General features: G+C 62.7%; 9 protein-coding genes. 5 read left to right on the forward strand and 4 right to left on the reverse strand.

Features of this window, described 5'->3' with window-relative positions:
* Entirely contained in the window at window positions 1–459 is a 459-nt protein-coding gene (locus E3T42_RS00860; RefSeq protein WP_134402298.1) for a hypothetical protein, read from the reverse strand.
* A 205-nt stretch (window positions 460–664) separates the two neighbouring features.
* A complete protein-coding gene (locus E3T42_RS00865; RefSeq protein ID WP_134366612.1) occupies window positions 665–1,387 on the reverse strand; it encodes a hypothetical protein in 723 nt (240 codons plus the stop codon).
* A 444-nt stretch (window positions 1,388–1,831) separates the two neighbouring features.
* On the opposite strand from E3T42_RS00865, the gene E3T42_RS00870 reads away from it, so the two are divergent.
* Window positions 1,832–2,518: a nuclease-related domain-containing protein gene (locus tag E3T42_RS00870; RefSeq protein ID WP_241975741.1), complete on the forward strand. Its 687-nt coding sequence runs from the start codon at window positions 1,832–1,834 to the stop codon at window positions 2,516–2,518.
* 271 nt (window positions 2,519–2,789) lie between these two features.
* Here E3T42_RS00870 and E3T42_RS00875 read toward each other — a convergent pair whose 3' ends face one another.
* Window positions 2,790–4,523, reverse strand: coding sequence for an alpha/beta hydrolase (locus tag E3T42_RS00875; protein ID WP_241975742.1), 1,734 nt, complete (start codon window positions 4,521–4,523; stop codon window positions 2,790–2,792).
* A gap of 588 nt (window positions 4,524–5,111) precedes the next feature.
* Between E3T42_RS00875 and E3T42_RS00885 the strand changes: the two genes are divergently transcribed.
* The 3 genes from E3T42_RS00885 (at window position 5,112) to styD (ending at window position 10,345) form a co-directional block, all read left to right on the forward strand.
* Complete coding sequence (locus E3T42_RS00885; protein ID WP_134366615.1) at window positions 5,112–6,770, forward strand: hypothetical protein; 1,659 nt, start codon at window positions 5,112–5,114, stop codon at window positions 6,768–6,770.
* A 496-nt stretch (window positions 6,771–7,266) separates the two neighbouring features.
* Window positions 7,267–8,829, forward strand: coding sequence for a GMC family oxidoreductase (locus E3T42_RS00890; protein ID WP_134366616.1), 1,563 nt, complete (start codon window positions 7,267–7,269; stop codon window positions 8,827–8,829).
* 25 nt (window positions 8,830–8,854) lie between these two features.
* Complete coding sequence (gene styD / locus E3T42_RS00895) at window positions 8,855–10,345, forward strand: phenylacetaldehyde dehydrogenase StyD (RefSeq protein WP_134402299.1); 1,491 nt, start codon at window positions 8,855–8,857, stop codon at window positions 10,343–10,345.
* A gap of 18 nt (window positions 10,346–10,363) precedes the next feature.
* On the opposite strand, the gene E3T42_RS00900 is transcribed toward styD, so the two are convergent.
* Window positions 10,364–11,542, reverse strand: a complete 1,179-nt coding sequence (locus tag E3T42_RS00900) for a helix-turn-helix domain-containing protein (RefSeq protein WP_166806091.1) — start codon at window positions 11,540–11,542, stop codon at window positions 10,364–10,366.
* Window positions 11,543–11,632: 90 nt separating this feature from the next.
* On the opposite strand from E3T42_RS00900, the gene E3T42_RS16565 reads away from it, so the two are divergent.
* The gene (locus E3T42_RS16565; protein WP_166805290.1) at window positions 11,633–11,782 is read left to right on the forward strand and encodes a hypothetical protein; all 150 of its coding nucleotides are present in this window, start codon (window positions 11,633–11,635) and stop codon (window positions 11,780–11,782) included.

The raw sequence follows: 11,782 nt of genomic DNA on the forward strand, positions 1-11,782 counted from the left end.
TCAGCGGGACGTGACCTGGTAGTGCCGACGGATGCACTCAAGCGTGAGATCAAACCTGTCTCCGATCGTGGTCCTGTTCGTGCCACGCGCTTGGTTGATCGTCCATTTTCCATCGATCGGATTGCTTGGAAAGACCATCATGCCGCCGATCGTGTAGCTGATTCGGACGAACTCCTCTTGCTCGGCCACCGGAACCTGCGCAAAATACGTCGGGGGAGTCTTCCAGTACTCGTATGTCGGTATTACTGAATCACTCGACAGAGAGAACTCTCCGACCTCCGACTTGTGATGCAAATAGCTACCTGGCGTCGCGGCCCTCAGATCGAAGAGTGCACCGTTAGGCAACGGCTTGCTCCAGAGGAGCTGGTGGTACTGCCTCAGGGTCGGACTGCACCTATCAGGATCTCGTCCACCTGCGTCGAAGCGGAAGTCGAATGTGACGTCGATGTTCAAGGCCATGCTCACGATTCTGACCCTAGCGTTCGAACGAAGTCGTCAGCGACGATCGAGGAGGGTGAGTCCCGGACCGATCCGCAACCTGTTCAAGTTGCAGGATCTGCTGTATGAGAGCACCATCGGCGGGTTTGCTATGGGCCGAGGAGTCTCCGTTTAGATCTAGGACCGCTACGAGTGGAATCCTGAATGAAACCCCTTCGGTCAAGCCTCACGTGCCTTCCAGCACTTCGATGCCCGCGATCCGCCCGTTTCTCGCCTGGACGAATCCGACGGTCTCCGTGCGATATTGCTCGTAGCCCGTGAGACTCCTCGGCAGCGCAGAAGTGGTGAAGTTCTCGAACGGGGTGAAGAATTCGACAGCCGAATAGTCAGGGCGGACCAGGTCTTGAAGGAGGAAGAAGTCCACGTAACCCCGGAAATCCTCGAACAGCCCGAAGAAGTCGGCGTAGCGGAGGAGCGTGTCTTCGAGCGGGCTGGGTGCACTTTGGTAGTGGCGGCGGATGCATTCGAGCGTGAGGTCGAATCGATCGCGGATCCGTGGATGCATGCCGCGCGCGCCGTTGATCGTTGGCTTGCCCTCGACCCGATTACCGGGGAAAAGAATCGTCCCGCCGATCGTGCGACCGATGCGATGGAAGGCCGCTCGGTCCTCAACGTCCACTTGAGCGATGATGTCCGCCATTCGAATCCATGACGAGAACGTATGGATGATCGTGTCGCTCGCCAGGGAGAACTCCCCGAGATCGGAGCGATGATGAAGGTAGGCCCCCGGGGTGGACGCGTCCAAGGTGAAGGGTGCACCACCGGGCAGCGGTTTGCTCCAGAGGAACTGGTGATAACGCCGCAATGTCGGACTGTACTGGTCGGGGTCTCGTCCGCTAGCATCCGACCGGACGTCAAAAGCCGTGTCGATCACTGGTGCCTCATTCATGCTCGAAACTCTAGTTGACCGAGTCCAGCCGTCAGGGCTCTTCTGCCGCTGAGGGTTTTGCCGGTGTGTGGCCGTGGAGATCGTAACCGCCATTGAGGTTGTGGTGACTTGCGAACGTGCCCCCAGGCAACCTGGGTCGCCAGGGGAATCGTCCTACCCCGGCGCAGCTCTCCATCAAGACTGCGACGCAGTCGCCGTAGCGCCTGCCGTAGTGTGTCTATCGTGACCGGGGACGCGGCGTTGACGCCGAAGAGAATGAGACTTCGGTATCCCGGGCAGTGCCGACTCTGCGCCGTTGAGATCGCCGCGGGCACGATGGCGGTGTACGAGCGAGAAACCAAGACCGTGACCTGCGCGCAGTGCCAGCCGGATTTACCAGCGGCCGTGTCTGAGTCCGCTGCCCCGACCGATGCTGAGCCCGGTGACGCCTCGAGGCTCGGCGCCGTGGCACCCTCGCCAGAGCCCGTCGAGATCTTCGCGGGAAAGGCCGGCGCGTCGGCCAAACGGGAATATGAGCGACGTAAGGACAAACGGGAGACTCGGATCCGGGAAGCCCACCCGTATTTGGGTGCTCTCATCCTGGCCGTGAGTGATGAGCCGCACAGCACGCGGGCGTGGGCGATCGGAGCGCGCGGGGAGGAAGTCCTGGGTCAGCGTCTCGACCGGATCGCCGGGCCTGGCGTTCACGTTCTGCACGACCGGCGCATCCCCGGGACCCGAGCCAACATCGATCACATCGTCGTCTGCCCCACTGGGGTTTTCGTCATCGACGCCAAGAAGTACACAGGCCGCCCCAGTCTGCGCGTCGACGGAGGTTTGTTTCGGCCGCGGACCGAGACCCTGATGGTGGGATCGCGCGACCGCACCACGCTGATCGCCGGCGCGCGCAAGCAGGTCGCCCTGGTCAGAGCTGCCCTCGACGACCCCGGCCTGGTGGAGATCCCGGTGCACGGGGTGCTCTGCTTCGTGGACGCCGACTGGCCCCTGATCGGCGGCGCCTTCACGACCGGCGGCGTCCACGTCCTCTGGCCCAGGAAAGCACTCGAGCTCGTCGAGAAACCTGGGCCCCTGAACGACCAGCGGGCCGGGGAGATTCATCGCACCCTCGCGTCGTCGTTCCCGGCCGCGTGACCGGTCGGCCGCCGCCGTCCGCCGCCGTCCGCGCTGTCGGTCTGACCGGTTGTCCGCGATCGCCAGCCGACCTCGCCCGCAGACCTTCAACCCCGGCCGGACCGGGGGACTGGCGGGTTTCGGACCTGCTGACATAACCGGGCATTATCGGACGTGCAGAATCCCACCCATACTCACCGGGAGAGCGTTCGAGCGGGCTCGCCGGTGCACTGCGGGGTAGCGGGTCGTCTCGGCCGGGCCTGGCTTCGCCGTACTGAGCCTGCTCGCCGCTTCATTCCGTCTGGTCGGGAACGCTGGGGGTGGTGTCTGGCTCGAGGCCGTTGTCTTTCAGATGCTTCAGCGCGCGCTCGATGGTTTCGATCTTCCGCTTCAGCTCTTTGAGTCCCGGTGACGATTCGTCCGAGAACTCGTCGAGCCGCTCATATTCACGCCTGACCTCAATCTCGGTTTCGGCCAGAATTCTCCAGGCAGCCGGATCCTGCTCGAGGTCATGAAGTTTCCGCAGAATTGCCGCCGCCAGCTGGCGTTCGACAACCGCTTCGAGGGTTGCCGCGGTGGTTCCGGCGCTCGCCAGACCGAATGCGAGGCCGCTGCCACCCGCAGTGAGGAGGGTGCCAGCCGTCAGGAGGCCTCCCATCATCCCGCCCGGCCCGAAGGCCGCCAGCGCGCTGGTGATCGCTGCGGCTCCGGCCAGACCGGCGCCAGCCGCGAGGGCCAGGCCGCCGGTCGCCAGGACAATCAGCGCCGCGCTGGCACCCAGTGCACCCCACTTCATCCAGTTGACTCCGCCGCTCAGTGCCTCTTGAGCGCGTTTGGCGGCCGCGAAGACATCGGCGCCGTACTGGCTTCCCAATCCCATTTCGGCGGTAAGATCCTTCATGGCATCCTGCCACTTGTCTTTCGAGATGGAGATCTCAAACGGTCGGATGACGTTCTCTGCTGCGAGGATCGTCAACAGGACGACGGCCTCGTCCTTGGGGATATGGCTGCACGGGAGTGGTTCGGGCACAGTCGCGTGCGGATCGGACAGGTCGAAGGCGAGGCGTGCAATCGCCGACGGCATTCCTCGGCGATGCCTGTCCTCGCTGTCGTTCCGTCGTCGGATGTCGTCGACGACGGCTGCTTGTACGTGTCGCAGCGCACCGGCGAAACGATCCTGTTGGTCACCCTCCAATCTCATCTTCAGGAGGTGGGCGTACCGCAGCGCGACCAGAGCCATACGTTCTATGGCGTCCACGGGGATGTCGAGACCCTTGTCGATGCCCGCAAGCTCCTTTGACCTGGACCCGAACAGCGCGAAGCCAATGGCCGTCGCCACCGCCTCGTCGGAGAGGTACTCCACCGCGGCGTGGGCCTGAATTCCCACCTTCTTCGTGTCAATCCGAAAATCGACCATCCACGGGAAGACGGATGACGCACCACGGTGGGCGGCCACGAGATCAGGAGCGTTCCAGAAGTTCACCCACCATGCCAGGTTCGTCGGCGGTTCTTTGAGCGTCTCCCGCAGCTTGTCCACATCGAAGCTTCCGTTCGCCAACGGGCTCCCAATGGTCACCATGCCGGCAACCGTGAGCCCAACCGGCAAGCGACGCACGAGGTCGGCGGCGATCACGGAGCCGAGGCTATGGCCCACGATCACAAGCCGCCCTGACTCGGGCAGCTTCGTGAGGATACGGTGCAGGACTTGCGCGCGAATCTCAGGGTTGTGGAGGTAGTTGTGCGCCTGCTTGAAGAAAGGCAGTCCGACGGCGACACCGATAATAGTGTCTCTACCTAGCTGGCCATCGCCGCGATCATGACGTCCGAGTCTGAACTCGACGGCGCCCATACGGCGCTCGAAGTCCCGGCGGTTCTGCCTGGCCGCATCGCGGGGAGGCTGCTTGATCGTCACACCCGGCAGCGGGACTTTGTCGTCCCAGCCCTTGAGTGCGTGCGCGTACTTGGGCGCGATCACTCGCACTGTGTTCAGATCGGGGTATCCCAGACGGGTCAGTGCCTCTGCCACAGCGATCTTCCAATTGTCGTCTTGATCGCCGTCCCCAACCCATGTAAGAACAGCAGAATCGGTTCGTTCGACAAAGGAGCCCCCAGTCCGCGCCGCCCTTCGGCATTCAGAGCTGAATACCCAAGACTTCAAGTCAAGACTAGCGAGTCCACTCGGAACTCCTTGCGGCCCTGAAATCTCCTCCCCAAGGGACACAGGGGAGTACTCGTGACTGCGATCCGGGCGTACAAGCGCCCGCCGGGACGCCCCGTGCGCGAGGCCTTGACCGGGCTGATCGCCGGATCTTGGCTGCACCGTTCGGCGGCTGCAGCGACCCCCGTGCGGTTTTCTCTCCTCGGGCCACTACCCTGAATGACAGCGGCACGCTGCTGGCTGCTGGCTATACAGACCGGGGGCTGTTCTGATGGGACTGATGAGAGCGGCTTCTGACGCTATCGGTGGTGTGCTCGGCGACCAATGGACGGACTTCTCCACGGTTCCTGAAAGCGATCGACGAGCTGATCGCGACCGGACTGTCCGCGCGCACTCCTTCGGCGAGCTAGCCGAGACTGGTTCGGTCGACGGTCACACGCAGACCGGAATCCAAGCGTGAGTAAACCTGACGTGCCGGCCCAGAGGGACGTCGCATCGCGGGAGCCCGTCACCAAAGCTGCAAGGAGCCGCCGCTGGTCCCTGGAGGCACTCGCTGGCGCATTGGTGGTGGTCCTCATTGTCATCGGCCTTGGCTACGTCACCGGCCAGGCGGACTCCGACCACGACGGGTTGACGAATCGCGTCGAGGTGTTCGGCTGGGGCACGCTCGGTGGCAGCACGTTCACCACGGATCCTCTTGCGGCCGATACGGACGGCGACGGACTCACTGACGGAGACGAGGCCGGTCAGGTGGTCTCAGACATCGACGAGAGCACGATCTACGCGGGAATTTCCAACCCCACCAAGGTCGACTCCGACGACGACGATCTCCACGACAAGCATGAGACGAGCGGCTGGCTGAGCACGAAGGGTGCGGTCTACCGAACCGATCCGATGGATCCCGACACTGACGACGACGGACTCACCGACGGGGACGAAGCGGGCCCGGCGATCTATGACCCCGGCAAGGGCATCGAATTCGGGGCTTTCTCGAGCCCGCTGATACCCGATACTGACGAGGACGGACTGTCTGACACCGCTGAGGCCGATCTCTCCCTAGACGCGTTCGATCGCGACAGCGACGGCGATGAGCTCGAGGACGGCCGCGAGGTCGTGCATTTCGGCACCGCTCCGGATGTCGCTGACACCGACGGCGACGGTTTCGAGGACGGGTACGAGGTCGACAACCAGGAGAGCCAGGGACTCGACCCATTATGGTTTGATGAACCGGTCGAGCCATCGACCTATGCGCGGGACTTCGCTCAGGGAGCGGTCTACGGCGAGATCAGGCCGGGTGATTCTCTCGCCTGGTTTGCCGGCAACCTTGCCTCCGGAAGCGCCAGCGTCATTCCCGGAGTCGGCACGGTGGTCGGCGGGGTTGCCGACCTACGCGATGCCGTCGGGTCGAGCATCCACGCCGACTGGGTCGGCGCGGGTTTTAGCGTCGTCGGCTTGGTACCGGTCGCTGGCGACGCGGTCGCTATCCCCGCCAAGACTGCGAAATTCGTCCTACGTCACCCCGAGCTTGCCCCCGCTGTCGGTGCTGCCATCGTGGCCCTCAAGTGGGTTCCGGACCATGTCAAGGTGGCGACCCTCGCGCAGACCACGAAGAGCTGGCCGGACCTCCAGGCCTCCGGCTTCAGCGATAAGTCGCTTCTCCGGCTTCAGGGGGGCAGGGTCAGCCCCGAGAGTCTCGCTGAGGCCATGAAGCGCCCCGGTCACGTCAAAGCCGCTGGCCGCGCTCGGTTCTTCGCCACGCCTAAGAAGGCAGAAGCATACCTGGCCAGCACGCATGGAGTGAAGGATGGCGGTAAGTACACGCAGGTCGGACATTCCACGAAAGACTGCATTGAGGTCTGCAATGCCGTTGTTCGGAGGTTCGATGTCGTGGCTAACGAAGTGGCTCACGAGTCAAAATTGGGTCGTGTCAATTTGAGCCCGTCGATCGAGAGACAGATCAGGTCAGATGCTTACCTGGTGCAGAAGGGCGATATCAAAGGTGCTCACTGGGACTTCTTCGCCAGTTCTAGCTCGAACACGATGGGAGCGAGCGAGCCGGTGCTCGACCTTCTTGACGAGTTGGGTATCCCGTACACGTTTCATGTCCCCGCTTAGCAGGCGCTCGATGCCTGCCTCACCGACTTCGTTGCGATGGCGCGGGCCGCGCGGCCGAGTACCTTGCCAAGGTTTCTCGATGACCGGCACTGGTCGCTCAACCGGTTTGGTCGTTCGAAGCTCTTCCGGACGCGGTAGACGATCCGATTCACCGAATGCCGCTCGGGTAGCTGGCCTGTGGCGAAATGGCAGGACGCGGCCCAAGAGGACTAAACGGTCGTCCGTCTCGACGATGGCTAGAACCCCGCCCGTCGGCCATGCCATCGGTGACTGTCCGATCCAGGCAGCTCTACCCGGAGAAGGATCCGAACTCACCATGATGGATGGGCTGAAACAGCCCTGTGCTGGATGAGGCCAGAGATCATCGTGCCGATCGTGCACAGGGGTGTGCGCGTGATGCTCATTCGATGGTGGCTCGGTAGCAGAAGCTGGTGGCGGTGGTGCGAGCGAATGAGTTAGTCGTGTCGCAGTCGAATCGGTTCAAGGAGGAACAGAGATGCAAAACCACAAATCGGACTATGTCGTCGTTGGTGCGGGCTCCGCGGGAAGTGCAATTACGCGGCGTCTCATCGACGCAGGGCATTCAGTGCACGTGATCGAAGCCGGCCAGGTGGACACCAATCCCAACATCCACAGTCCCCAGGGCTGGCCAGGTCTCCTCATGTCCGAAGACGACTGGGCTGTGATGACCGCGCCGCAGTCGCACGCCGCGGATCGCGTGCTCTATTGGCCACGTGGCAAGGTCCTGGGTGGCAGCAGCTCTCTCAACGGCATGATCTATATGCGCGGTGACAAAAGCGACTACGACGCGTGGGAGGCCGCAGGTGCCACTGGCTGGGGCTGGAAAGATGTCTTCCCGCTCTTCAAGAAGTCTGAGGATCACCAGGACGGCGCCACCGAGTACCACGGCGCCGGCGGACCGCTGCATGTTGAGCGCATTCCCCTCGCTGATCGTCACCCTGCCGGGCAGGCCTTCGTCGAAGCGGCCAAGGCCACTGGCATTCAGCAGACCGACGATTTCAACGAGGACAAGCTCGATGGTGTCGGCTTCAACCACACGACTACAAAGAATGGAAAGCGCGCGAGCGCATGGCAGAGCTTCGTCGTGCCGATCCTTGATAGCGATCGGCTGACGGTCACGACCGGCGCACTGGTCCACCGCATCCTCATTGAGCATGGCCGCGCTGTCGGTGTCGAGTTCGCCGTGGCCGGCGTGGTCCAGCGTGCATACGCCGAAGCCGAAGTGATCATCAGCGCCGGCACCATTGGCAGCCCGAAGATTCTGATGCTGTCAGGCATCGGTCCGGCGTCAGAGCTCAAGGAGCATGGCATTGCTCTGGTGAAGGATCTCCCAGGTGTCGGTGAGAATCTCCACGACCATCTTCTCGTGAGCAACATCTACGAGTCCAAGGAACCGCTGGCCCCCGGTAAAGCGAACCTGCTCGAGAGCCAGCTCTTTGCTCGCAGCAGCCAGTGGGACGGGCCGGCGCCAGATCTGCAGCCTCTGTTCCTCCACTTGCCGTACCCGACTGACGGGGGGGCGACCCCTGAGAACGGCTACACCATCGCGCCGGGCATCGTGCGCCCCGCATCGCGCGGAACCCTGAAGCTTGCCTCGGCCGACCCGAACGAACAGGCGATCTCCGACCCGAATATCTTCTCCGAGGACTATGACCTCGAAGCGATGGTCGACGCGCTCATCCTGTGCCGTGAAATCGGTCAGCAGGATGCGTTCGCACCGTTCCGCAAACTGGAGTTCAAGCCGGGACCAGACGTCACCACGCGCAATGAGCTCCGTGAATACTGCCGTCGCATGGCAGGCACGTACCACCACCAGGTCGGTACCTGCCGGATGGGAACCGACGACCTCGCGGTCGTCGACCCCACCCTGAAGGTTTTCGGTATCGACCGGCTTCGCGTCGCGGATGCCTCAGTCATGCCGAGTATTCCGAGCGCGAACACCAACGCCGCATCGATCATGATCGGCGAAAAACTCGCCGAGATCCTGCTGGGTGCGAGCACCAAGTCTGAACCCGCCCTCGCCACAACCTCACGCTGAGCCACGAGCACAGGAGAAGAACAACATGACAATTGAGACCCCCACCGCGACCCCGCACGACAGCACGAATGAGCCGGTCTTCACCACCGGGATGCTCATTGGAGGGACGTGGCGCCCGGGAAGCGAAACCTTCACGGACCTCAACCCGGCCACCGGCCAGCCGCTTGCCGAAATCGCGAGCGGCACGGGCGCGGATATCGACGATGCGGTCAAGGCTGCTCGCGCAGCCCTCAACGGAGTGTGGAAGAAGACGCCGGGCGTTCAGCGCGGCAAGCTCTTGAACAAGATCGCGGACCTCATCGAGCGCGACGGTGAATACCTCGCCCGTCTCGAGGCCCTCGATATCGGCAAGCCCGTTGCCCAGCCCGGAATGCTCGACATCCCGAATGCGGCAGCGACCTTCCGACACTTCGCCGGGTGGGCAGACAAGATCCAGGGCCAAACCATCCCGACCGCCGGGGCAATGGGGCAGCCGACGTTGTCGTACACCGTGCGCGAGCCAATCGGCGTCATCGGTGCCATCGTTCCCTGGAACACTCCGCTGATGATCGCCGCCTGGAAGATCGCGCCGGCCCTCGCCGCCGGCAACACGCTGGTCGTGAAGCCCGCCGAAGATGCCCCTCTGTCGATCCTGCACCTCGCGACCCTGATCACCGAGGCCGGCGTGCCCGACGGTGTGGTCAACGTCGTGCCGGGGCTCGGTGCCACGGCCGGTCAGGCCCTGGTCGAGCACCCGGATGTCGACAAGATCAGTTTTACGGGCAGCCCTGAGGTCGGACGCAGAATCGGTGCCACCGCGGCGCAGACCTTCAAGCGCGTCGTGCTCGAGCTCGGGGGCAAGTCGCCGCAGATCATTTTCGCCGATGCGAACGTCGAGGCGGCCATCGGCGGCTCAGCCATGGGGCTGTTCTTCAACCAAGGTGAGGTCTGCGCTGCCGGCACGAGGATCCTGGTGCATCGGTCGATCTACGATCGGGTCGTGGAAGGGCTGGCCGGCGCGGCATCCGCTCAGGTACTCGGTGACCCGTTCGATCCGGCGACGTCGATCGGGTCGCTCATCAACAAGAAGCAGCAGGACTCGGTGCTCGGCTACATCGAGGAGGGCAAAGCTGAGGGGGCCCGCCTCGTCGCCGGGGGAGACTCCGGACAGTCAGAGGGATTCTTTGTTCGACCGACGATCTTCGCCGGCGTCGACAACAGCATGAAGATCGCCCAAGAAGAAATCTTCGGCCCAGTCGGCGTCGTGATCCCCTTCGACACCGAGGCGGAGGCGATCGAGATTGCCAACGCAACGCCATACGGACTCGCTGCGTCCATCTGGACGTCGAACGTCTCGACCGCGCACCGCGTCGCGGGCGAAATTCGGGCCGGCGCAGTTTGGGTCAACGGGTGGGCAGCCATTGATCCCGCTCTGCCGTGGGGGGGGGGGATGAAGACATCCGGTGTCGGCCGTGAACTCGGCTACGCAGGAATTCTCGCCAACACAGAGGAGAAGGTCATCACCATCGTGCTGTAGTACGGAGCTGGGACTCGGCTACGACCATAGGTCGTCAGCCGAGTTCCGCCGTGTACGGAAATCGCTCGGCGTCAGGCCGAACTCCTGGCGAAATGCACGCGAGAAGCTGGCAGCGCCAGGGAATCCCCAGGCTGATCCGATCGCCCCGACCGTGCGGTCGGCGAAAGCAGGATTCGATAAATCTTTGCGACACTGTTCGAGTCGGCGGTGGCGGATCCATCCACTCACCGTTTCGTGCTGTTCTTCGAAGAGCTTCTGGAGATAGCGCACGGAGACATGGTGTGCGGCTGCGATCTCAGCAACGCTGAGGTCGCTATCGCTGAGGTTCGCTGCGATGTAGGTCTCGATGCGGACGAGCAGGGACCGTCGGCGGCTGTCCTCATCGGTAACACCGTCTGGGCCGAGTCGCTCAGCAAGGCTCGCAGTTACGAGGTCGAGAACAGCGTCGCCGAGAGAGAAGTCTCCCACCAGCGGCTCCGCGTCGAGCTGCCGGCTCATCTCGCGCAGCAAACTCGACGTGATTGCTCCGAGACCGCTCCGGCCCGAAAAGCGGGATGCTGTGAGGGTCGACAGTAGGCTGCGATCGAAGCGGATGAGTTCTGCCGGAAACATGACCACGAACATCTCAAACGATTCTGCGAAGTCGAGAACATATGGCCGACTCGTGTCATAGATTGCGAAATCGCCGGGCGCCAGCGCCGCGTCGCGATCGTCCTGCGAGATGACGCTGTAACCGCGCACCTGGAGGCCGAGCTTGATGAAACCTGGATCATTGCGTGCGATAGCTCGAGGCGAGCGGTGCACTGCCATGCCAGAGCCCGCAACAGTGGAGATCTCCGAGCGACCGAGTGATTGCGAAACAATACGCCCATCGAAGCCCCGGCCGTGGACTGGATCTTTCAAGTCAGCTCGGAGAGGTACGAAGCTTCTGCTGACTGCATCGGTCCAAGCATCGAATCGATCGCCGGGTTCGAGCGAAGCACAGTCAAGAATCGAGCGCGCTCTAGTCGGCGCCAGTGCTTTTGGTTGGACATATCCCACTGTGCACAATCCTTCGGCGACTGTTCGCCGGCCACTACTCTGTGGCTCCGGGTCGATGTGACGAGTTTCGTTGAGGCTTTGGTTCCAAGCACGTTGCTTCTTCCGAACCATACAGAACAAACGTTCAGTGAGTAACCCCTCATAGGAATTGAGCATTTCGCCATGCCTTTGCGGGTTGTCGTGAGTATCGACTCCTAGGGAGTGCGTGCTCTCCTGGCAGGATTCGCTGCCAGGAAGGCCACTCAGGTGTCTGTACTTGGCGGCCTTTGCGGCGTTGATATGGCTCCCCTGTGGCTGACCGCTAACATCGAGTTCATGCCAACCGACCAAGATCACGCGATGCACGACAACGCCGTGAAGGCTTTCATCGTCGAAAAAGCTGTGTCGACGCGTTAG

The sequence above is a fragment of the Cryobacterium sp. TMT4-10 genome (assembly GCF_004403275.1).
Taxonomy (GTDB): Bacteria; Actinomycetota; Actinomycetes; order Actinomycetales; family Microbacteriaceae; genus Cryobacterium; species Cryobacterium shii.